The 21,644-nt window shown below is 43.3% G+C and carries 21 protein-coding genes; 17 read left to right on the top strand and 4 right to left on the bottom strand.

Going from position 1 to position 21,644, the window contains the following annotated elements:
• Positions 1 to 412 precede the first annotated feature (412 nt).
• The 6 genes from FILTAD_RS09320 to FILTAD_RS09295 are packed head-to-tail and all read left to right on the top strand — an operon-like array spanning position 413 to position 6,525.
• Positions 413 to 982 (top strand): TetR/AcrR family transcriptional regulator, encoded by a 570-nt coding sequence (locus FILTAD_RS09320; protein WP_124070357.1) that lies wholly within the window; start codon positions 413 to 415, stop codon positions 980 to 982.
• Position 983: 1 nt separating this feature from the next.
• Entirely contained in the window at positions 984 to 1,868 is an 885-nt protein-coding gene (locus FILTAD_RS09315) for a 3-hydroxyacyl-CoA dehydrogenase family protein (RefSeq protein WP_124070356.1), read from the top strand.
• Positions 1,869 to 1,914: 46 nt separating this feature from the next.
• Positions 1,915 to 2,982 (top strand): phosphotransferase family protein, encoded by a 1,068-nt coding sequence (locus tag FILTAD_RS09310; protein WP_124070355.1) that lies wholly within the window; start codon positions 1,915 to 1,917, stop codon positions 2,980 to 2,982.
• Positions 2,982 to 3,749, top strand: coding sequence for a 2-phosphosulfolactate phosphatase (locus FILTAD_RS09305; RefSeq protein WP_124070354.1), 768 nt, complete (start codon positions 2,982 to 2,984; stop codon positions 3,747 to 3,749). Before FILTAD_RS09310 ends, FILTAD_RS09305 begins: the two co-directional genes overlap by 1 nt.
• Positions 3,739 to 5,511, top strand: coding sequence for an acyl-CoA dehydrogenase family protein (locus FILTAD_RS09300; RefSeq protein ID WP_124070353.1), 1,773 nt, complete (start codon positions 3,739 to 3,741; stop codon positions 5,509 to 5,511). The genes FILTAD_RS09305 and FILTAD_RS09300 overlap by 11 nt, the downstream gene beginning before the upstream one ends.
• Before the next feature lie 39 nt (positions 5,512 to 5,550).
• Positions 5,551 to 6,525: a quinone oxidoreductase family protein gene (locus FILTAD_RS09295; RefSeq protein ID WP_124070406.1), complete on the top strand. Its 975-nt coding sequence runs from the start codon at positions 5,551 to 5,553 to the stop codon at positions 6,523 to 6,525.
• A gap of 61 nt (positions 6,526 to 6,586) precedes the next feature.
• On the opposite strand, the gene FILTAD_RS09290 is transcribed toward FILTAD_RS09295, so the two are convergent.
• From FILTAD_RS09290 to FILTAD_RS09280, 3 genes are all read right to left on the bottom strand, one after another.
• Complete coding sequence (locus tag FILTAD_RS09290) at positions 6,587 to 7,492, bottom strand: cation diffusion facilitator family transporter (protein ID WP_124070352.1); 906 nt, start codon at positions 7,490 to 7,492, stop codon at positions 6,587 to 6,589.
• Positions 7,493 to 7,677: 185 nt separating this feature from the next.
• Positions 7,678 to 7,941, bottom strand: a complete 264-nt coding sequence (locus FILTAD_RS09285; protein WP_124070351.1) for a DUF3006 family protein — start codon at positions 7,939 to 7,941, stop codon at positions 7,678 to 7,680.
• A 3-nt stretch (positions 7,942 to 7,944) separates the two neighbouring features.
• A complete protein-coding gene (locus tag FILTAD_RS09280; protein WP_238988206.1) occupies positions 7,945 to 9,195 on the bottom strand; it encodes an MBL fold metallo-hydrolase in 1,251 nt (416 codons plus the stop codon).
• Positions 9,196 to 9,367: 172 nt separating this feature from the next.
• Here FILTAD_RS09280 and FILTAD_RS09275 point away from each other — a divergent pair, with 172 nt between their 5' ends.
• The 9 genes from FILTAD_RS09275 (at position 9,368) to FILTAD_RS09240 (ending at position 17,889) form a co-directional block, all read left to right on the top strand.
• Positions 9,368 to 10,036: a hypothetical protein gene (locus tag FILTAD_RS09275; protein WP_124070350.1), complete on the top strand. Its 669-nt coding sequence runs from the start codon at positions 9,368 to 9,370 to the stop codon at positions 10,034 to 10,036.
• A gap of 275 nt (positions 10,037 to 10,311) precedes the next feature.
• On the top strand, positions 10,312 to 11,172 hold the full coding sequence (locus tag FILTAD_RS09270) for a YitT family protein (protein WP_124070349.1): 861 nt from the start codon (positions 10,312 to 10,314) through the stop codon (positions 11,170 to 11,172).
• A 330-nt stretch (positions 11,173 to 11,502) separates the two neighbouring features.
• Positions 11,503 to 11,802, top strand: a complete 300-nt coding sequence (locus tag FILTAD_RS09265) for a hypothetical protein (RefSeq protein WP_124070347.1) — start codon at positions 11,503 to 11,505, stop codon at positions 11,800 to 11,802.
• Between the two features lies 1 nt (position 11,803).
• Positions 11,804 to 11,932, top strand: a complete 129-nt coding sequence (locus FILTAD_RS16205; RefSeq protein WP_282432579.1) for a hypothetical protein — start codon at positions 11,804 to 11,806, stop codon at positions 11,930 to 11,932.
• A 185-nt stretch (positions 11,933 to 12,117) separates the two neighbouring features.
• The gene (locus FILTAD_RS09260) at positions 12,118 to 13,755 is read left to right on the top strand and encodes a glycerol-3-phosphate dehydrogenase/oxidase (RefSeq protein ID WP_124070345.1); all 1,638 of its coding nucleotides are present in this window, start codon (positions 12,118 to 12,120) and stop codon (positions 13,753 to 13,755) included.
• Positions 13,756 to 13,806: 51 nt separating this feature from the next.
• Positions 13,807 to 14,367, top strand: a complete 561-nt coding sequence (locus tag FILTAD_RS09255) for a glycerol-3-phosphate responsive antiterminator (protein ID WP_124070402.1) — start codon at positions 13,807 to 13,809, stop codon at positions 14,365 to 14,367.
• A 166-nt stretch (positions 14,368 to 14,533) separates the two neighbouring features.
• Positions 14,534 to 15,331: an MIP/aquaporin family protein gene (locus FILTAD_RS09250; RefSeq protein WP_124070343.1), complete on the top strand. Its 798-nt coding sequence runs from the start codon at positions 14,534 to 14,536 to the stop codon at positions 15,329 to 15,331.
• A gap of 75 nt (positions 15,332 to 15,406) precedes the next feature.
• The gene (gene glpK, locus FILTAD_RS09245) at positions 15,407 to 16,900 is read left to right on the top strand and encodes a glycerol kinase GlpK (protein WP_124070341.1); all 1,494 of its coding nucleotides are present in this window, start codon (positions 15,407 to 15,409) and stop codon (positions 16,898 to 16,900) included.
• 182 nt (positions 16,901 to 17,082) lie between these two features.
• Positions 17,083 to 17,889 (top strand): transglycosylase domain-containing protein, encoded by an 807-nt coding sequence (locus FILTAD_RS09240; RefSeq protein ID WP_124070339.1) that lies wholly within the window; start codon positions 17,083 to 17,085, stop codon positions 17,887 to 17,889.
• 248 nt (positions 17,890 to 18,137) lie between these two features.
• Here the strand turns inward: FILTAD_RS09240 and FILTAD_RS09235 are convergent, their stop codons facing one another.
• A complete protein-coding gene (locus tag FILTAD_RS09235; protein WP_160117593.1) occupies positions 18,138 to 19,055 on the bottom strand; it encodes a LysR family transcriptional regulator in 918 nt (305 codons plus the stop codon).
• Positions 19,056 to 19,208: 153 nt separating this feature from the next.
• Here FILTAD_RS09235 and FILTAD_RS09230 point away from each other — a divergent pair, with 153 nt between their 5' ends.
• Positions 19,209 to 20,330, top strand: a complete 1,122-nt coding sequence (locus FILTAD_RS09230; protein ID WP_124070335.1) for an MBL fold metallo-hydrolase — start codon at positions 19,209 to 19,211, stop codon at positions 20,328 to 20,330.
• On the top strand, positions 20,327 to 21,553 hold the full coding sequence (locus FILTAD_RS09225) for a zinc-dependent alcohol dehydrogenase (protein WP_124070333.1): 1,227 nt from the start codon (positions 20,327 to 20,329) through the stop codon (positions 21,551 to 21,553). The genes FILTAD_RS09230 and FILTAD_RS09225 overlap by 4 nt, the downstream gene beginning before the upstream one ends.
• Positions 21,554 to 21,644: the final 91 nt, after the last annotated feature.

Raw genomic sequence — 21,644 nt, 5'->3', positions numbered from 1 at the left:
GGACTGTTGGTTGGAGATCATCGGGAACACCGCCTAGGATAATTGTTACTTTCATTATACAAAAAAAACGACCTTTTCTCTACTGAGTGAAAGATCGTTTTATCTGGGGTACTTTTTTATAGTAAGAACTAGTTGATTGTAGTGGAGAGCGGCGACTCCAGCGGGAACAGCACGAGTTGAAGACCCTGGACTGAGCGCAGCGAGGGAAGCGGCTGAAGCCGTGCCCGCGGAAAGCGTCCGCTCGGAACGAAAATCAACGGGATTTGAAGAGAGTCGGACTTTTTCAGCGGCCTCGCGGTCTTTTGTCTGGCTTATTGCGGGAGGCATCCCCAAGCGCCAAGCGTTGTTGAGAGGATTCTTTATGCCAACATTTAAGACAATTTAAATCGACAGAGAAAGGCGTTGTGCACCCATGAAAGAAAAAATCATAAAACAAAGCGTCCTTCTTTTTCAACAAAAAGGATTCAGCGAAACATCCATACAAGATATTGTCGACGCGCTAGACGTCACAAAAGGTACATTCTACTATTACTTCACAAGTAAAGAAACGCTACTCATGGATATCCATTTGCGCTACATCGACGACTTGCTTAATAGACAACAAGCAATCATGGAAAGTGAAAGTGACAACCGGGGAAAAGTCGTGAAAACTGTGATGCTTCTCATCGAGGACATTGAAACACAAGGTCCGAACGGCCGCGTCTATTTCAGGGAAATGCGAAATTTAGCGCCGGACAATGCAAAAATCATCAAAGCAAAACGGGAAACGTTTCAACTTACTATTGAAGAAATAATTCGGCAAGGTATTCAAACGGGTGAATTCCGGAAAGGCCTTCATCCTAGAATGACTTCGTTTGCAATTTTAGGTGTTACAAACTGGAGCTACCAATGGTTCAATCCTGCCGGGGAAGTATCGGCTAAAGAATTAGCTTATATGTTCGCCGACTTTGTATTATACGGTATTCAATCAGAGGAGGAATGAAATGAAAACACATGACGTCAAACACATTGTTGTAGTTGGAGCAGGTCAAATGGGTCACCAGATCGCAATGCTCTGTGCACTTGGCGGTTATACAACCATTTTGCAAGATGTAAATGAGGAAGCATTACAAAAAGCGGAAGCTAGCCTAAATGGGCGGATGAATCAATGGGTAGAAAAGAAAAAGCTGACCGATGAAGAGAAAAAGACGGCATTTGCAAATCTCACCTACACAACAAATCTCGAAGAGGCAGCGAGAAATACCGATTTGGTTATCGAAGCAATTGTAGAGAAAGTAGATGCGAAACGTGAATTGTTCAGGAAACTCGACCAGCTAACACCGGATCATACGATTCTAGCGACAAATAGCTCAACAATCGTGAACTCACTACTAGCAGGAGCAACAAATCGTCCTGAAAAGGTCTGTAATATGCATTTCTTTTACCCACCACTTGTCATGGAATGTGTAGAAGTCGTTAAGAGTGAAAAAACGGCAGATGAAACAGCAGAAGCGGCAATGGCTGTTTGTAAGCAAATTGGTCGGACTGGCATTCTCCTGCAAAAAGAAATAGCCGGTTTCGTCGCCAATCGTATATTGGGAGCAATCCATCAGGAAGCAATCCATCTTTACGAAGAAGGTATTGCAGATTTCAAAGACATCGATTGCATTGTCAAAAAATCTCTTGGGCATCCACTCGGACCTTTTGAATTGATCGACTTATCGGGAGCGGATGTTGTGTACAATGCCATGCAACATCGCTTTACGGAATCAGGAAATAGTGAGGATAAACCACCTGCCTGCATCGAGGAGAAAGTAAAGGCGGGGGACCTCGGCCGAAAAACGGGTCAAGGTTTCTATACTTATAATAAGGAAAAAGTTACGCAATAAAAACGATGAAACACTAATAGAAACGCAATGTAAAGGGGTGTGTTCAGTGGAAAAGACACTAAAAGATACGATACCAATCCGAATCGGCGAAGAACTGAATATAGAAAGACTTGCACAATTCCTTCGTGAAACGATTGACAATCTACCGGAAGGCGAACTGCATATTCGACAATTCGGCGCGGGTCATTCCAATTTGACATATGCCCTGGAAATCGGGGACTGGGAAGCTGTACTTAGACGTCCGCCACTTGGGCCTGTTGCACCGAAAGCGCATGATATGGAGCGGGAATTCAATGTACTGGCGGCCATTCATCCCGTATTTGACACTGCACCAAAGCCGCTTGTCTTTTCGGCTGATGAATCGATTATAGGGAGTCCGTTCTTCATCATGGAAAGGCGGCATGGTGTTGTGTTAGATACAGCATACCCGGATGGCGTCGAGGGATCGGTTGAACTCGCAAGGAAACTTTCCGAAATGATGGTAGATAAACTTGTCGAGCTGCATGCGATTGATTACACGCAAACTGCACTTGCTGACATGGTGAAGCCGGCTGGGTTTGTGGAAAGACAAGTAACGGGCTGGATTGGGCGTTATGAAAAGTCGAAGACCGCCGAACTTCCTGAAATTGCGAAGTTAACTACTTGGCTTGAAAAGAATATGCCTACATCTTCTTCGCCTACAATCATTCATTACGACTATAAGTTGAATAACGCCATGTTTTCCGGTGATTTTTCCGGGATGACTGGATTATTCGATTGGGAAATGGCGACTGTAGGAGATCCGCTTCTAGATGTCGGGGCGGCGATGAGTTACTGGATGCAAGCGGATGATCCCGAAATGCTACTGACCGCACTGGGAAAACCACCGATCACCGTTCACGAAGGGTTCTATACGCGAGATGAGTTCATCGCCCGTTATGCTGAAAAAAGCGGTCGCGATGTATCACATATCCATTATTACGTGACATTCGCTTATTTTAAACTGGCTGTCATTTGCCAACAAATTTACTACCGTTATTCGGTAGGGCAAACAAAAGATCCGCGTTTCGCTCATATGGATAAGTTTGTCCATAGTCTTGTCCGTCACGCACTGAATGGAACGACGCAAGCGTAATGGGACATTCACGTGAAAAGGGACCGAAGTTGCATGTAGTCTTTACGAAAGAGGAAGTTCTTAGCCATAAACTGGGTGCGGGAAAAGTTGCGGTCGTCTTTGATGTATTGCTTGCGACAACGACTATCTCTGCTTTACTCCATTATGGTGCAAAAGAAATCATTCCCGTAATGGATGGTGCACAAGCGCAGCAAGTGAAGGTTAGTCTGGCCGAGTCCACGGTAATTCTTACAGGGGAGTCTGGGGGAAAGACGATTGATGGATTTTTAGACCCGCTTCCGACCTATCTTAAAAACACTGTTTCAGGGAAATCTGTTGTGCTTTCAACGACGAATGGGACCGTTACAATTCTAAATGCATCAACGGCTGGAACAGTATATGCAGCATCCTTATTGAATGGAAATGCTGTCGCAACTAAGATTGCAAAAGAACATGCCTATGACGACATCATTGTCTTATGCGCGGGTTCAGGCGGACATTTTGCTATGGAGGACTTTTACGGCGCGGGGTATTTCATCAGCGAATTGATTGGACGGAATACTACTTTGAAACTGACAGATTCAGCGAAAGCGGCGCTCTTTTTTTACCAAGGTAATGAGGGGAAGGCGGAAGAAGTTTTAAAAGCGTCCAAAACTGGGGAAATGATGGTGAAGGCTGGATTGTTGGACGACGTTCGGTTTGCGGCAAACAAGGGGATTGCTCCTGTTGTTCCGCAGTTTGAAAATGGATTGATGGTTGTGAAAGGGGAAATCATTTATGGCAAATGAAACACTATTGTATAAAGGGGCGGCATTTCTTTACAGTCCATCCCAACCAGAGGATACTTTCACCCCGGAAGATTTTACGGATGAACACCGGATGATTGCTACCACAGCGAAAAGCTTTTTACTAAAGGAAGTTCGACCAAATAATGAGGAAATTGAAAAACAGAATTTTTCACTCGTCAAGACACTTCTTGAAAAAGCAGGCAGTCTTGGATTACTTGCACATAGCATACCTGAAAAGTACGGCGGACTAGGGCTTGATAAAATAAATAAAGGTCTCGTCGGTGAATATTTGGGCGCGGGAGGCGGTTACAGCGTTGCACATTCAAATCATACATGCATCGCGACGTTGCCGATCACTTATTTTGGAACGCAGTGGCAGAAGGAATATTACTTGCCGAAACTCGCCTCGGGTGAATTCATCGGTGCTTACTGTCTGACCGAACCATCTGCTGGTTCGGATGCGCTAGCTGCAAAGACAACTGCAAAGTTAAATGAAGCGGGCACGCATTATATTCTAAACGGGACAAAAATGTTCATAACGAATGCCGCTTTTTCAGATACATTTATTGTGTATGCGAAAGTGGATGGCACAGCTTTCACCGCTTTCATCGTTGAAAAGAATTTTCCTGGACTATCACTTGGACCTGAAGAGCAGAAGATGGGCATTAAAGGTTCATCAACAACTGCAGTGTTTTTTGAAAACTGTGAGGTTCCTGCAAGGAATTTACTGGGAGAAGTGGGAAAAGGTCATCATATCGCATTGAACGTACTAAATTTAGGACGCTTCAACTTGGGTTCAGCATGTACAGGTGCAGCTAAATACGGTCTCGAATTGGCGCTTCATTACACAAAAGAGCGTGAGCAATTCGGGCAAACAATCGCTTCTTTCACGGCAACAAAAGAAAAGGTCGCGGACATGACTATTCGAATCTACGCATCTGAATCGATTCAGTATCGGACAGCCTCTTATTTGGAAGAGGCATTGGGGGACTTGTCTCATTCAGACGACCACCAACTTATTGCGAAACGGATGATGGAGTATGCGGTGGAATGTGCCGTGTGCAAGGTGTATGGATCGGAAACACTTCATCAAGTTTCGGACGAATCGCTTCAGCTTCACGGTGGCTACGGCTTCATCAAAGAATATAAAATCGAGCAGGTGTACAGGGACTCGCGCATTAACCGTATATTTGAAGGAACCAATGAAATCAACCGCCTTCTCATTCCAATGACGCTTCTCCGTCAGGCAGGAAAAGGCGCTGTTCCACTTTCTGAACTGGTCATTCAGGCGACTACGGAACTAAGGAAACCTGCTAGCTATACGAATGCAACCCTTTCACGTGAGGAAGAAGCGGTTCGTACGATTAGAAATGTCTTTTTACTATGTGCGGGACTTGGCTATGAAACTGCCGGCAAAGGCATCGCGAATGAACAAGAAATACTGTTGAAACTTGCTGATTTGGGCATTGCACTTTACGCCGCAGAATCGGTCGTGTTACGGAGCTTAAAAGCTGTAGGGAACGATAGAAATGACTCATCTTCTCTAAAAGTGAAGCTGGCACAGGCTTTTATCGATGATACGATACTTAACGTTGAAATGACGGCGAGAAAAATCGTCCAAGGCATTGCGACAACAGAAAAACAGAAAGCAATGCTCACAGATGTGACGAGAAAACTAAGCCAATTGTCACGCACAGGAACGATCCAAACGAAGCGGGAAATCGCGGATTATATAAATGAAGCACAACACTATACTTCCTAAGGGGGAATTGAAATGACAACAGTCAATGCAGTCGACACAATGAAAGCCGTTAGAATTGAAGAATATGGGTCTCCGGATGTTTTGAAAATGGTCGCTATCGAAATACCTGAAATGGGGGACCGGGAAGTTTTAGTTGAAGTGAAAGCAATCGGCGTTAACTATGCGGATACGGCCCGTCGTGAAGGGAAGTATGTCGTACCGACTGAGTTGCCGTTCATACCCGGTGCGGAAATAGCTGGCGAAATTGTTGCGGTCGGCAAGGATGTAACACGGTTCAAGCCCGGGATGCGTGTCGTGTCACTCATCGAATCGAAAGGCTATGCGGAATATGCAGCCGTACACGAAATGGCTCTTGCGCCTGTACCGGATGGCGTTGAATTCACTGATGCTGTTGCACTGCCCTTACAAGGACAGACGGCATACCATATTTTGAAAACGATGGGCCGACTCGAAAAAGGGGAAACGGTATTGGTTCATGCAGCAGCGGGTGGTGTCGGCGCGATTGCCGTCCAACTAGCTAAGCTGTTCGGGGCAGGCACTGTGATTGCAACAGCAAGTAGTGATGAGAAACTTGCACATGCCAAGGAATTGGGCGCCGATCACCTTGTGAACTATACAGAAGAAGGATGGGAATTGAAAGTACGCGAGTTAACAGGCGGTAAAGGTGTTGACATCATACTTGAAATGGTGGGCGGCGATATTTTCCAGAAATCGCTTAAATGCCTCGCTACATTTGGCCGACTAGTTGTTTTTGGTGCAGCAAGTGGCGAACAGTCACAGCTCTACGGGGGACAATTGATGAAACGCAACCAGTCCGTCATCGGTTTCTTCCTGCCGCAAATTATGAATAGACCCGAAATGTATCAAAGTAGCTTCAAAGAATTGTTGGACTACGTCGCCAATGGCCAACTCAAACTCACAATCGGTGGAATCTATCCGTTGGAAAAAGCAGTGGAAGTTCACCGTTTACTGCAGGGACGTAAAACAATTGGGAAGCTTGTACTTGTGCCTTAACGATATATGCAAACGAAAAAATGCGTAAGCAGTACTAACCTGCTTACGCATTTTTCTATTATTAATCAAACGCATCATCATACCAAGGATTTAAATGGATAAGAACTTCATCCACATCGGGGTGATTCCCCATGATCTTCTTCTTCATTTCGCGGATAATATCATGTCCTTCTTGGATTGTTAATTCACCAGGGATGCTTACACGGACATCGACCAATATATAATGCCCATGTTCTCTAGCGCGTAGACGATCGATACGTTTCACTTCAGGAATTGATTTGATCAGGATAGCGAAGTCGTTCAAACGGTCGATTCCCACGCTTTTTTCCATTAGTGTATCCAGTGCTTCTTTGCCAATCTGATAGGCAAGCTTAAATACTAGGACAGAGACAATAATACCTGCAATCGGATCACCGTAAACAAGAATATGAATATGATAATGGCCGCCGATCCACGCAAGTCCGATTCCCACTACAGCAGCTAATGAGGCGTAGACATCTGCCAAGTGGTCATACGCTGTTGCGATTAGACCTTTACTGTTCGAACTTTTTCCGATACGGATTGTGTATACATATAAGGCTTGTTTCCATATAACTGAAATGATGGCGGTTAGCAATGCCAGCAGACTTGCCTTTGCGGGCTCTTCAAAAATAGCTTTTACTGCCTCGTAGGCAATAAAGATGGCCGCCGATCCTAAAATGAGCGCCACAATTGCGGAGCTGATTACTTCAGCCTTACCATGGCCATATGGATGGTCTTCGTCAGCGGGGCGTTTGGAGATACGCATGGCTGTTAAGGCGGCGCCCGTGGCTACTACGTCACCCGCATTATGGAAACCATCAGCGAGAAGAACGGGGCTATGGAAAAGGGAACCAACCGTGATTTTAAGTACGGTTAAAACGATATTGCTAAGTAAACTGATCCATACCGCAACGATTGAAGCATTTGAATTGGTCTGCTGACTCATAACCTAGCACCTCCAGTGATAGACTTTCCCTTGGGCAACAAAAACCCTCGACTGGTTTCAGTCAAGGGTTTTGGCGTTTGAAATAGTTTTTTTGGTTGAATATGGATTTATACATATTTATCACTCGCTAAATGAAGACGTTGTTGAATCATAGCATGTGGGTCGTTAGGAAGCAAGGATAACAGTCAGTTCCGTTTAAAACGGCTCGTTTTCTTTGATTGCAAACGTTGCATACGATCATCGATTTCCTGTTTCATCGTCTGTGTTTTATCCTCATCAAGTAAAATCGATACAAGCTGGTCATCTTCCACCCCAACCGAAAACCACATTCCGACCTTACTTCCAACCGGAAGGGCGGATGTATCGACATGGAACTGTTTCTGCAATTCTTCAACTAAAAGAAGCGCTTGGTTGTTGTCCGTTAATCGTTCAAAATAAGCTGCATACATCGTTTAACCTCCAGTGCAGGCGATTCCCTGCGCAATAATATCATCGATACGAGCAGGTCCGATGCCTTTGATACGACTTAAATCATTCACTGAAGCAAATGGTCGAAGTTGTATTAAATCCTTTGCCCGGGCAGGACCAATGTGCATAATACCTTGAATGTCTGCCTCGCTCGCTGTGTTAATGTTAACACAAGATCCGGTCGATACTGGCGGTGTTTCCTTTTCGGGCTCTGTTTTGGTTTCTACTTCTGTCGATGATCCAGGTGAGACAGTTCCATCTTTTTGCGTTAGTACATTAAATGTAGTCCCATCTGTTTCAACAATAATCGTGCCATCGACATCGGTACCGTAAAGTTCAGCGCCAAATGTCTGTACACGATTAATGACTTCGGCATGAGGATGACCGTATGAATTATCAATCCCGGCGGAATAGATTGCTACTTTCGGATGTACCGCCTCTAGGAAACGGCTACTTGTTGACGTATCGGAGCCGTGATGCCCAAGATGCAAAATATCTGCGGATAAAGTAGCTCCGCTTGCTAGTAAATCACTTTCCGCCTGCAGTTCACCATCCCCTGTAAAGAGGAAGGAGATTCCGCCGTACTGTAAGCGCATTGCGATTGAATTGTCATTTGTACCGCCCGACAGGTTTCCTGGATGTAAAACGGCGACTTCAAGTGGTCCTATATCGAATACATCACCCACTTCAGGCTCGTAATAATCCACGCCCTTTTCTTCAATGGTTTCCAAAGCCTTCGAAAATACCATTGAATTGGTTGTTTCGCCATTCATCCACACTTCCGCGACATTGAATTCATTCAAAATAAGACTTAATTGTCCGATATGGTCGGCATGCGGGTGGGTGATTGCAATAATATCGATATCTTTTATGTCCTGTGCATGAAGATAAGAAACCACTTCTGAAGAATTCCAGTCACCTGTATCAATCAGCATGGAATAGGCATCATCTCCATCACTGAATTCCAACAAAGTTGCATCGGCTTGTCCGACGTCAATATAGTGGACGGACATCTTCGACAGCGCAACTTTTTTATCGGCTGTGACTCCAACCTTTTCCTCAACCTCTTTTTCGACCTCTTTAGCAGGCTTTTTCTCAACTTGTTCTACTTCGACTTCAGCCGTACTTGCCTCATCCTCTATTATTGAAGTAGGTTCTGCGGTTTCGGTTCCACAGCCTGCAAAAAGTAGTAAACCGGCAAGCAAGTAAAAGGAGGCGAACGCTTTTTTAATCATTTTAATCCTCCTATGATATCTATTAATTACATGCTTATTCTATCATAAAAAGGAGTCACACCTGGTATCAGTTACTGACGCCGGGATAAGGGGGAAATTCTCCGCAGAAGTGTAACTTCTTCCAACTGTACCCGTCAAATCCATTAACTATTAAAAAGTGAGGGGAAAGTATATGAAGAGACTTGGTGCAATCATCATGACTGTATTATTAATCGGAATTATTATTGGAAGTTATACAGTCCTTACACGAGAAAAAGGGAAAGAAACAGGAGCAGGAACAGGAGCAAAAATAGAAACGGAAACAGAAACAGAAGAGGATGCAACAACTGATCAGGAGGAGGACACGACAGACTACATGCAGTTCGTAGGGACTGTTACGGAAATTGAAGAAGATACAAAAGAAATTCGTCTGACCGTTGAAGACAAAGACGAAATGATCATGATTTTGCGTGTCAATGACGATTCGCTTTTATTTAATAGTGGAACAACTGAGCAACTTAAGAAAACGAGTCTCAAAAAAGGAGCGACAGTCGAAGCTTATTACGATAAAAACAAACCGATGCTAACAATCTACCCAGCCACAGTAACACCTGAACTTATCATCGTAAAAGACGAGTCTGTATTCGGTGAAGTAAAAGTATCGAAATTCGATAAAGATTTCTTAAGTCTTGACGGTGAGTTGAAATTAAATGTAAGTAAAGATACCCTCCTTGTAAACCAACAAGGAAAAGAAATCACAGAAAAAGAATTGCATGGCAAAGAACTAGTCGTCTTTTATGCGATGACAACGAGGAGCCTGCCACCGCAAACGCCCCCAACAAAAATTATGGCGTTGGATTAAGCAACTGTTGGGCAAATGCTTCTATTTAATCTCCAGTGAAGACGCCTACTGGATTAGTTGATTCACAAACAAATTGCGTACTAGCGATAAAAATGGGCTTGAAACGATGGGATTGTCTTACAATAAGACAGGCGTTTCAAGCTTTTTTTTTATGCGTTGGAATGGTGTCCGCTTCCGCCGACACCGAAACAATTCCATTTTCCGACTAACTTCGGTACAATGAATGTCTATGAAATTGGATGTTCTGTCCGCTACATATATAGAAGGAGGCGCCTATGTTTTTTATTGAGGCAAAACGAATTGTTGTTGTTATTTTCGGATCCTTGTTACTTGCTATCTCGCTCAACTTTTTCCTTATTAGTGCAAATGTCTATTCAAGTGGATTTGCGGGTGCCGCACAGTTGGCCTCAAGTGTATTCAAGGATTATTTTGGGTTTCAAGTAAGTACCGGGGTCTTATTACTCCTATTCAATATACCAGTCTTTATATTGGGTTGGTTTAAAGTAGGGAAAGGATTTACGATTTATAGTATCGTTTCCGTTATTTTCGCGACTTTCTTTATGGCTATTTTACCTGTCATTTCCGTGTCTGATGATATTATCTTAAATGCTGTATTCGGCGGTGTCATTTCCGGGGTAGGCGTTGGGATTTCGTTGAAACTTGGTGCTTCCACTGGAGGAATGGATATCGTGGCAATGGTCTTGTCCCGCTTGCAGGATAAACCGATTGGGATGTATTTCTTGGTTCTAAATGGTGTCATTATCGTCTTGGCAGGCATTTTGTATGAACCAGAAAACGCCCTCTATACAATGTTGGCACTTTACGTAACAACTGCCGTAATCGATATGATTCATACACGTCATGAAAAAGTGACTGCAATGATTGTGACGCTCAAAGCCGATGAACTGCAAAAAGCCATTCACGATAAGATGGTAAGAGGTATAACGATTATCCCTGCAAAAGGTGCGTATACAAAAGAGGATAAAAATATGATGTATCTTGTGATTACTCGCTATGAACTGTATGACTTGGAAACTATTATCAATGAAGTGGATCCAAATGCTTTTACGAATATTGTTCAAACAGTAGGCGTTTTCGGATTCTTTAGACGCGAAGGCGAAGTTATCAACAAGTAGAAGTAAATGAATATACGATAGAAGTGGCCAACTGTAAATTCGATTTTTAATCGTTTTTGCAGCTGGCTTTTTTTAGTTATGTTGAATTAATGAATCAGTATATGTTGACATAAAGAATCCTCTCGACAACGCTCGGCTACCCCAGTTAGGTGCCTTCGCTGGAGATTAGATAGAATCATTCAGTCGACATATTTATGTAAAATGAAGCGCTGTAGCGGATTCAATGGAATAATCTATATCAACTGCCTGAACACCGGACAATGGGATGACATACACTACATCATAAGTACCCACAAAAGAATACGTAAAGAAAAAGGATGTGTCATCGTTTTGTCTACTAATCTCAAGAACAGTCAGCATCCTAATTATACGTTGAAGGATTTATTGAAGGGGAAGGACTTGGAAATAATTGCTGCATCGCTGCTTTTACTTGGTAAGTTAAAAGTGGATTCAGTACAACTTTTCCGGACTGAGCCTGTCATCGCTGTCTCTCTACTTGGGAAATTCAACAACATAAATGATCAGAATGTAAATGAAATGGCGAATTTCCTAGAGAAAAATGGAGATATAACATTGGACGAAGTATTTGAAGGGATTAAAAAACGGATGACAAAAGAAGGGGGTGGCTGAATTGGCTGGAATAGACGGATTCGATGGTGTCGGTTTTATAAATAAAGTGCTGTTACTGCTATTTCTACTACTACTCTTATTCGGCTCATCCAATTTAGAAAAGTTGACAGATGCCCCGGGTGAGGACTGATTATATACACATACACCGAGACAAACCATTTTGTAATTGAAGAGATAAGTGGTAAACTGGACTTAAGTTAATATGTAAGGTTTGAGCTATTGAGAGACCTCATGAATGGGTTGCCTATCGCAACTTATTTCTTGAGGTCTCTTTTTCAACTATAATATTCCATATTTTTGAAGGAGACGAGAGAAATGACAAACTTTTCATCGCTAAATCGCACTGAGGTATTCAATAAGTTAGAAGAGGAATTTGATTTACTTGTTATCGGCGGCGGAATTACAGGGGCTGGAATCGCTTTAGATGCCACTGCACGAGGATTGAAAACAGCGCTTGTTGAAATGCAGGACTTCGCATCGGGTACTTCAAGTCGATCCACTAAACTTGTACACGGCGGATTACGTTATTTAAAACAATTTGAAATAAAAGAAGTGGCGGAACTCGGAAAAGAACGGGCAATCGTCTATGAGAACGGACCACATGTTACGACACCAGAATGGATGCTTCTTCCTTTCCATAAAGGGGGAACGTTTGGGAAGTACTCGACTTCCTTTGGACTGAAAGTATATGACTTCCTTGCAGGCGTAAAGAAATCGGAAAGAAGAACGATGTTGACAAAAGAAGAGACGATCAACAAAGCGCCACTTGTAAAAAGGGAAGGACTGCAAGGCGGGGGTATTTACGTGGAATACCGTACGGATGATGCCCGATTGACTATCGAAGTCATGAAAGCAGCAGAAAAAAATGGCGCTGTCATCGTAAACTACGCAAAAGCCGAAAGCTTTGTTTACAACGAAGGCAAAATCACTGGCGTACAAGTTTCTGATCGGCTTTCAACTGACAAAATTACCATCAACGCCAAACGAGTCGTCAATGCCGCAGGTCCTTGGGTGGATGATGTGAAGGACATCGAAGGGAAAAAGAAAGGGAAACACCTGATTTTATCGAAAGGGGCCCATCTTGTATTCGACCAAAAAGACTTTCCATTAAAACAAGCCGTATACTTTGATACACCTGACAAACGGATGATTTTTGCTGTACCGCGTGATGGAAAAGCGTATGTGGGGACAACGGATACATTCTACGAAGGGGATCCGAAAGCGATGCATATTACAGAAGAGGACAGGGCATATATAATAGGAGCAATCCGTTATATGTTCCCAAGTCTCAAACTGACTGAGGAGCATGTTGAATCGAGTTGGGCGGGTGTTCGACCGCTTATTCATGAAGACGGAAAAAGCCCATCTGAAATCTCAAGAAAAGATGAAATTTGGGAATCGGAAAAAGGCCTCATTACAATTGCAGGCGGTAAATTAACGGGTTATCGTAAAATGGCGGAAACCGTTGTGGATAAAATTGTAGAACAACTTAGCCATGAAGAAATGCGTCATTTCAATAAATGCGCGACGAAGAATATGCCAATCTCAGGCGGAGATATTGGTGGTTCACCCAATATGGATCGTTTTATGGCTCAAGCGATTGAAAAAGGACAAGCAGCTGGATTTACAGAACGACAAAGTCGCCATTTGGCAGCTCTATACGGCACCAATGTTGACCAAGTACTAGCGATTCCCTATGAAGCACATACAGCGATTCCACGCATTCTCTATGTGAAATTACGATACGCAATTGAGCATGAAATGACAGTTAAACCAACCGACTTCTTTGTCCGTAGAACAGGTGATTTGTTCTTCAATATCGACAATGTTAAAGCTGGGAAAAAAGATGTAGTGGAAGAAATGGCATTCATTTTCGGTTGGTCCGATGCGTTGCGTCAACAATATGAAAAAGAACTTGAAGTTGAGATGACAATTGCAACGACTGTACAATAAGTACAACTGGCACCGCATGCGAGATGGAGCATGAAGGAGGAAATGCAGAAGATGCCTTTTCACAATCAAAAAATTCTACCCGCTGCACGAAGCCTAAAGCAATTTGAACAATTGTTAAAAAGCCCATTTGAATACATTGTCCTTTTGGAAGTCCATGTCGGCAACCTCAAAACACTTAAAACTGAAGCAGGAAAACACGGGAAGAAAGTAATCATCCATGCGGACCTAATTCAAGGACTGAAAACGGATAATTACGCCGCGGATTTTCTATGCAATGACATTAAACCTGACGGCATCATTTCAACCAGATCCAATATGATTATGAAGGCGAAGGCTAAAGGGATTATCGCTATTCAACGAATGTTTTTGCTGGACACAATTGCATTGGAAAAAAGTTATTCGCTTATTGACCAGACCGCGCCCGACTATATTGAAATGTTGCCCGGGGTCATACCGGAACTTATCAACGAAGTTTTTGAAAGAACAGGCATTCCAATCATTAACGGAGGCTTGATCCGTACACGAAAGCATGTGCAAGATGCATTGAATGCGGGTGCTGTTGCAGTGACAACTTCAGATCATGAGTTATGGGAATCATTCATAGACGATTAAATGTGTTGACCGATTATTTGAATAGGCATATACTAGGTGCAAGTCAATACTAGTGGTTGAGCCTAGGAGTCCACATTTGAACCTTGCGTTGCGCAAGGGTTTAAATGTGGGCTTTTTTTCGTTCACTAGTCAACCGCACAAATATAGAAATGAAGGTGAAAGATAGATGACACCCTTTTTAGGAGAACTCGTTGGTACAATGATTTTAATCATTTTCGGTGCTGGAGTAGTCGGTGGCGTGGTGTTGAAAAAGTCGAAAGCGGAAAATTCGGGGTGGATTGTCATCACAATCGGTTGGGGACTTGCTGTTGCAATGGGTGTTTACGCTGTCGGGGGTGCCAGTGGTGCGCATTTGAATCCCGCAGTGACACTTGGAATGGCTACAATCGGTGAATTTCCATGGGCGGATGTTCCCAAGTATATTGTGGCACAAGTGATTGGCGCGATATTTGGTGCAACCATTGTTTATTTCAATTATTTGCCACACTGGAAGAAAACGGAGGATAAAGAAGCGAAATTAGGTGTATTTGCGACAATACCAGCGATCCGTCACCCGCTTTCGAATTTAACAAGTGAACTAATTGGTACGTTCGTTTTACTACTTGGTTTGCTGGCTATCGGGGCGAATGCCTTTACGGAAGGGCTGAATCCACTAATTGTGGGCGCATTGATTGTTGCTATCGGCGTATCACTCGGTGGACCAACAGGCTACGCCATTAATCCGGCACGTGATTTAGGCCCGCGTATTGCGCATTTCTTTTTACCGATTCCAGGCAAAGGGAAATCGGATTGGAGCTACGCATGGGTACCGATTGTAGGCCCATTACTTGGTGGAACGTTCGGTGCATTGTTTTACCAGCAAGTGTTTGAAGGAGTCAATAGCGTTGCATTTTGGGTAGTTGGTGGTATTGTGTTAGCAATACTGTTAGGTGCACACTATTCTATAAGGAAAGAACAAGCATAACGAGGTAATGCATAGTAGTAGTATAGGTAAGCATATTCTGTATAACGAAAAAATGATTAGTTGGGGGAGTAACTGATGACTGAAAAGTATATAATGGCGCTCGATCAAGGGACAACCAGTTCACGTGCAATTCTATTCGATAAAACCGGTAAGGTATTTCACACAGCACAACAAGAGTTTACACAGTACTTTCCAAAATCAGGATGGGTCGAACATAACGCAGACGAAATCTGGAGCTCAATTTTAGCGGTTATTGCAGGCGTATTATCTGAGAAAAATATTTCAGCCGAACAAATAGAAGGAATCGGTATTACAAATCAGCGTGAAACAACTGTCGTATGGGATAAAAACACGGGTAAGCCAATTTACAATGCAATCGTTTGGCAATCACGTCAAACTGCTGAAATATGCGAAGAGCTGAAAGAAAGCGGTTACAACGATTTATTCCGTGACAAAACAGGTTTACTTATCGATGCCTATTTCTCTGGTACGAAAGTGAAATGGATTTTGGAAAATGTAGAAGGGGCAAGAGAAAAAGCGGAACGCGGAGATCTTTTATTCGGAACGATAGACACATGGATTATTTGGAAACTATCCGGCAGAAAACGGCATGTAACGGACTATTCGAATGCTTCCAGAACATTGATGTACAATATTCATGAATTAAAATGGGATGAGGAATTGCTCTCTATTTTAGACGTTCCTTCCAACATGCTTCCGGAAGTCTGCCCATCTTCTGAAATTTATGCGCATACGGAAAAAAGTCATTTCTTCGGTCATGCTGCGCCGATTGCTGGAATCGCTGGCGACCAACAAGCTGCATTGTTCGGACAAGCCTGCTTTGAAAGCGGCATGGTGAAAAACACATACGGTACAGGTTGCTTTATGTTGATGAATACCGGTGACAAAGCAGTCAAGTCCGAACATGGCTTGTTGACAACTATTGCGTGGGGAATCGATGGCAAAGTGGAATACGCACTTGAAGGTAGTATTTTCGTTGCGGGATCGGCTATTCAATGGTTGCGTGACGGACTACGGATGTTCCGTAATTCTTCGGAAAGTGAGGAATATGCCAAACGAGTCGATTCAACGGAAGGGGTTTATGTGGTCCCGGCATTCGTCGGTCTTGGGACACCCTACTGGGATAGCGATGTAAGAGGCGCTATTTTTGGATTGACACGCGGGACGGAGAAGGAACATCTTATCCGCGCCACATTGGAATCACTCGCTTACCAAACGAAAGATGTCCTTGATGCAATGGAAGCAGATTCGGAGATTTCTTTAAAAACATTGCGTGTAGACGGCGGTGCAGTTGAAAATGATTTCCTTATGCAGTTCCAAGCGGATTTATTAAATGTGCCTGTCGAGCGCCCACTAATCAGCGAAACAACAGCCCTCGGAGCCGCTTACTTGGCAGGTCTTGCAGTCGGATTTTGGACGGATCGTTCGGAAATCTCGGCCCACTGGAATCTTGACCGACCGTTTGAACCGCAAATGGAGCAACAACAACGGGAAGACTTATACTGTGGATGGCAAAAAGCAGTTAAATCGGCCATGACGTTTAAATGATTGAACAAAAATACCTAATGGGCAGACGGCCTTTAGTCGTTTGCTTGTTAGGTATTTTTCTGTTTGTATGGGTGTTTCAATATGACGAAACTGTAAGGTGTGTGAAATGAACTTCGATAGGACCAATAAACTTTTCCTTCTATACTATATATAGAAAGCCTAGTGAAAAGGAGAGGTCTCCGATGAATGCAAGCCATTTGGCGTCCGAAACGGTTCGTCCAGCGATAAAAACTCGAAAACAAATTATAAAAGAACGCAAAAAGTTCTCTAAAAAGAAATGGCTCTTTTTTTATCCTTTACTCTTAATTCTTATCACATACTGTGCAGTGATTGCGGCAGGTTCCATTCTCATGGACGACAGCAAGCTTACAGAACTCGAGCAAATAAGAAGCAGCGCAACCTTTGTAACAACTGAGCAAATGCCTGAATATGTGCCAGAAGCCTTCATCAGTATAGAGGATCACCGGTTTTACCATCATCTCGGTATAGACCCCATATCGATGACCAGAGCACTCTTCGTTGATTTAAAAACACAATCATTTGCCCAAGGCGGGAGCACCATAACGATGCAATTAGCCAAAAACCAGTTTCTCACACAGGAAAAATCCATCAAGCGAAAGCTGAAAGAAATCATTATTGCCATTAACTTGGAACGTATGTATACAAAAGATGAGCTTGTGGAAATGTATTTGAATACGATTTATTTCGGCCACGGACAATACGGCATTGAACAAGCGGCTAATTTTTACTTCGGCAAAACATTCTTTGGCGATTCAAACAGCAAGGAACCGGTAACGTTAAGTGAGGCGGCAACACTTGCTTCATTGCCAAAAGGGCCCGAAATCTATTCACCATTCAAACATCCCGAAAAGGCGTTCAATAGGCAAGCCGTTGTGTTAACAAGAATGAATGACCTCGGGATTATTACGCAGACGGAAAAAGAAGCCGCTGTTTGGAAAAGCGTTGATGAGTTACCTGTTCAACGGTGAGGTGGGGGAATGAGCGGCAAGCGCTGTTGAATGATCGCTTGTTGGGGTTGATTGAGCGGAAAGCGTAGTTGAATAATCGCTTGTCGGGGTTGATTGGGCGGAAAGCGTAGTTGAATGATCGCTTGTCGGGGTTGATTGGGCGGAAAGCGTAGTTGAATGATCGCTTGTCGGAGATGAATGAGCGGGGAGCCACCCCCGAGCGCCACGGCGTATTCGATGGAATTCTTTATTACAACTATTACAGCAGCTTAAGAATGGATTTTTAATTCGTCCAATTGAGCTTTCAGTCTCGAAACGAAACTTTTTAGGATGGGCGAATTGCGCTTTGTTTTTGACCAAACCAAAGCCATTCCTGGATAATCTTGCACAAGTTCGGTAATTGTGACGGGAACAACTTCTCCACTGGTTACAGAGGAATCAGTTTCCACTGTGTAATCCGGTCCTATGGTGATGGCCAAATTTTCAAGTACGGCATTTCGAATGGCATCCAAGTTATTGGTGGAAAATAAAATAGAAACCTTGCCGCAAAGTGAAGTGAAATCATCGATAAACTCCCACATACGATCGTCATTATAGATGACAAGCGAATGATTTCGAATCTCTTGTGGTGTGACTGATTCGGAAAAAGCTAAAGAGGAGTGTTTACTTGCAGCGACAACCATTTTCCCGCGCAATACTACTTCAAGATCGAAATCCTCGTCATTCATTTCTTTTCCTTCCCTAGTTAAACCGATTATTCCTATGTCTAGCTTGTCCTGTTTAATATCATCAATAATAGCTTGTGATTCCTTTTCCGCAATCGAGATCTGTATAGTGGGATAGTCTGTTTTGTATATGGACAGTGTTCTTGGCAATAGCATTAAAGGGCCTGGTATTGTCCCAATTCTTAATGTGCCGTTGATGGCATGGGCATTCGAAAAAGCAACCTCTTTTAGTTCTTGAACCTTCCCTAATGTTTCAAATGCTTTCTTAATAATTAGGTTGCCTGTATCTGTAGGCGTGGTTCCATTCCGCGAACGATTGAATAGTTTCACATCTAATTCAGTTTCCAGATTCGTGATGGATTGACTGAGGGCAGACTGCGTAACGTGTAGTTTTTGGGATGCGATTGAAAGGGATCCCGCTTTAGACACTTCAACAATATACTTCAACTGCTCGAAATTCATATCGCACGCTCCTTCCATTACTAAAACTTAACGAACTATCATTATTGTTAATTATACTTTATGGAACTAGGATTGTATAATGGAATCAGAGTATTTTGTATTATTAATAACCGAAACTTGTAATTGATGCACATAGAGAAGGGGAGAATTGTTATGAAAACGATGGAAGAAGTAGCAGTGCCGAATTTATTTCAAAACATTTCACACTTCGAAGAAGCCCATAATGATCGTAATCCAGGTAGGCAATTGCAAAAGATTAAAAAGGCTATCCCGGGATTTAAAGAGTGGTTTAAATCGACGGGGGAGGCAACTGCGTATCATTCGTTTGACTTGGTTACGATTCCTTATCCGACTAAATATGGATTGTGGCGAGCGGGAACAAGCCCAACGCCGTTTATTTGGTTCACTAATCGTATGTTTATTGTTCAATGGAAATCGCAAGGACGCACATGGACGATGATAAATGAGCCATCAGAAACAGAATTGGCTGAAGAAACCCCTTATTATGATTCACTTATTAAAAAGTATGGTGATTTTCTAAGCAGAAAAGTGTTTACCAAGTACCATGGAACCGTTGAAGACTATTTGGAAAAGGTAGGATTAAAACCAGAGGATATCGACTTTATCACGTATGATCACCTTCATACCCAAGATGTGCGCCGTTGGGTAGGAACGACAAAACCACAACCTGACATCAGCCCAAATGCACCGATCAAGCCTTACTTTCCTAATGCAAAACTTATCGTCCAACAGAAAGAATGGGATATCTTACCGTACCTGCATCCGATGCAAAAGATATGGTATCAGCCGGAGAAATACGATGATATTCCCGGAGATAGGTTGCTATTCATCGATGGGGACGTCCTTTTGGGGCCCGGTGTGTCCTTAATCTGGACGCCGGGACATACACAGGGGAATCACTCACTTGTTGTAAATACTGAAACAGGGATATGGGTCACCAGTGAAAACGGTATTGCCGCCGAAAGTTATGCACCGGAAGAAAGTGGTATTCCAGGTTTTAAAAAGTATGCAAAGAAAACGGGCTTTGAGGTCGTTTTAAACGCGAATACAATTGAAGAGACGGCTAGACAATATAACTCGATGGTACAAGAAAAATTAATGGCCGACCCTAGTCAAGCAAACCCAAAGTTTCCACAGTTTTTTCCAAGCTCGGAATTAACGCCTAATTTCCTTTCAATCCGCGCAAGGCCATCTTTTATGCATAAACGGATTGCGTTTGGGACAATTGAGCGACCGGAACCGGGGAAAGTATGAAGGCGATTGTTTACGACTTTACAGTGCCCAAATATATCGTCGCAAAAGGGTTAGGTAAGAAATTTCCTTCACTTTATTATGGGAAGCCTTCCGCACTTGAAATGAGAAATATCGATGAACCCTTACTTCCAAGTTCTAACTGGCTTAAGGTAAAGCCTACGTATTCGGGCGTTTGTGGATCGGATATGGGCGCTATCATTTATAAAACATCGCCAGCACTCACACCTTTCAATTCTTTTCCATCTGTTTTGGGACATGAAGTGGTCGGTGTTGTGACGGAGGTTGGAAGAGACGTCCAGAAAGTGAAAGTGGGTCAACGCATTGCGCTTGATCCATATATTACATGTGAAGTTCGTGGTAGAGAAAATCTCTGTCCTGCGTGTAGTGAAGGATTTCATAGTTTGTGCAGATATAAAGGGGGGACTGAAAATTTCGGCCCAGGCATGATTCTGGGGTTTTGTAAAGACCTGCCCGGGGGGTGGAGTGAGTCGGTTGTTGTTCATGAGTCAATGGCAATCCCGGTTCCCGACACGATATCCGATAAGGTTGCAGCCATGTTCGAACCGTTGAGCGTTGGATTGCATGCCGTGCTTCGCCAACCGCCCAAGAGCGGGGAACACGTTCTCGTTATCGGCGGTGGGATGATTGCATATACCGTTATTGCGGCAATTCGATTACTTGGAATTGATTGTCATATCACTCATTTAAGTTTGTTGGATTATCAGAGAGAAATGGGGTTGAATTTAGGCGCAGATGAAGCATTGACCACTCGGAAAGAAGTGGAGGATTTCATGTTGACGCTGCCTGAAACGACAAAACATAAGCCGATGATTGGAAAAGACGTCTTCCTTGGCGGTTTTGATGCCGTCTATGATTGCATTGGTAGCCAGGGAAGTCTGGATGATGCACTCAGTATGGCGCGTGAACGTGGCAAAGTGACACTCGTTGGCTGTGCAGGGGAAATAAAAAAATTGGATTGGACTTTTGTTTGGGCCAACGAATTGTCCGTGGTGGGAACCCATGCGTATTCGAAAAAAGAGTCTTGGCAAGGGAAAGAAAAATCTACACAGGAACTACTAATAGAACTAATTGAGCAGAATAAGGATTATCCACTTGAACAGTTAGTTACGCACGAATTTTCCCTGGGGCAATACCAGGAGGCGATTATTGCGAATCTGGATCGTGGAAAGTATAAGTCTGTAAAAACGTTGTTTCGCATGTAAGTGACGGGTAGCTGTGTTATTTAAGGTGCCAGGCAATTTTGGGTACCTGATGTTGATACAATTTTGAATTGTATCGGCATCGGGTACTTTT

It is taken from the genome of Filibacter tadaridae, from assembly GCF_900609045.1.
GTDB lineage: Bacteria > Bacillota > Bacilli > Bacillales_A > Planococcaceae > Sporosarcina > Sporosarcina tadaridae.
The sequence above is the reverse complement of the archived record's forward strand: the minus strand, read 5'-3'. Positions and strand labels throughout refer to the sequence as shown.

Coding starts and splice junctions, on each gene's coding strand:
- FILTAD_RS09295 (WP_124070406.1), top strand. CDS start 5,551: ATGAAAGCCGTTAGAATTGAAGAATATGGGTCTCCGGATGTTTTGAAA.
- FILTAD_RS09225 (WP_124070333.1), top strand. CDS start 20,327: ATGAAGGCGATTGTTTACGACTTTACAGTGCCCAAATATATCGTCGCA.
- glpK (WP_124070341.1), top strand. CDS start 15,407: ATGACTGAAAAGTATATAATGGCGCTCGATCAAGGGACAACCAGTTCA.
- FILTAD_RS09300 (WP_124070353.1), top strand. CDS start 3,739: ATGGCAAATGAAACACTATTGTATAAAGGGGCGGCATTTCTTTACAGT.
- FILTAD_RS09255 (WP_124070402.1), top strand. CDS start 13,807: ATGCCTTTTCACAATCAAAAAATTCTACCCGCTGCACGAAGCCTAAAG.
- FILTAD_RS09320 (WP_124070357.1), top strand. CDS start 413: ATGAAAGAAAAAATCATAAAACAAAGCGTCCTTCTTTTTCAACAAAAA.
- FILTAD_RS09280 (WP_238988206.1), bottom strand. CDS start 9,195: ATGATTAAAAAAGCGTTCGCCTCCTTTTACTTGCTTGCCGGTTTACTA.
- FILTAD_RS09260 (WP_124070345.1), top strand. CDS start 12,118: ATGACAAACTTTTCATCGCTAAATCGCACTGAGGTATTCAATAAGTTA.
- FILTAD_RS09235 (WP_160117593.1), bottom strand. CDS start 19,055: ATGAATTTCGAGCAGTTGAAGTATATTGTTGAAGTGTCTAAAGCGGGA.
- FILTAD_RS09230 (WP_124070335.1), top strand. CDS start 19,209: ATGAAAACGATGGAAGAAGTAGCAGTGCCGAATTTATTTCAAAACATT.
- FILTAD_RS09240 (WP_124070339.1), top strand. CDS start 17,083: ATGAATGCAAGCCATTTGGCGTCCGAAACGGTTCGTCCAGCGATAAAA.
- FILTAD_RS09315 (WP_124070356.1), top strand. CDS start 984: ATGAAAACACATGACGTCAAACACATTGTTGTAGTTGGAGCAGGTCAA.
- FILTAD_RS09285 (WP_124070351.1), bottom strand. CDS start 7,941: ATGTATGCAGCTTATTTTGAACGATTAACGGACAACAACCAAGCGCTT.
- FILTAD_RS09290 (WP_124070352.1), bottom strand. CDS start 7,492: ATGAGTCAGCAGACCAATTCAAATGCTTCAATCGTTGCGGTATGGATC.
- FILTAD_RS09275 (WP_124070350.1), top strand. CDS start 9,368: ATGAAGAGACTTGGTGCAATCATCATGACTGTATTATTAATCGGAATT.
- FILTAD_RS09250 (WP_124070343.1), top strand. CDS start 14,534: ATGACACCCTTTTTAGGAGAACTCGTTGGTACAATGATTTTAATCATT.
- FILTAD_RS09305 (WP_124070354.1), top strand. CDS start 2,982: ATGGGACATTCACGTGAAAAGGGACCGAAGTTGCATGTAGTCTTTACG.
- FILTAD_RS09270 (WP_124070349.1), top strand. CDS start 10,312: ATGTTTTTTATTGAGGCAAAACGAATTGTTGTTGTTATTTTCGGATCC.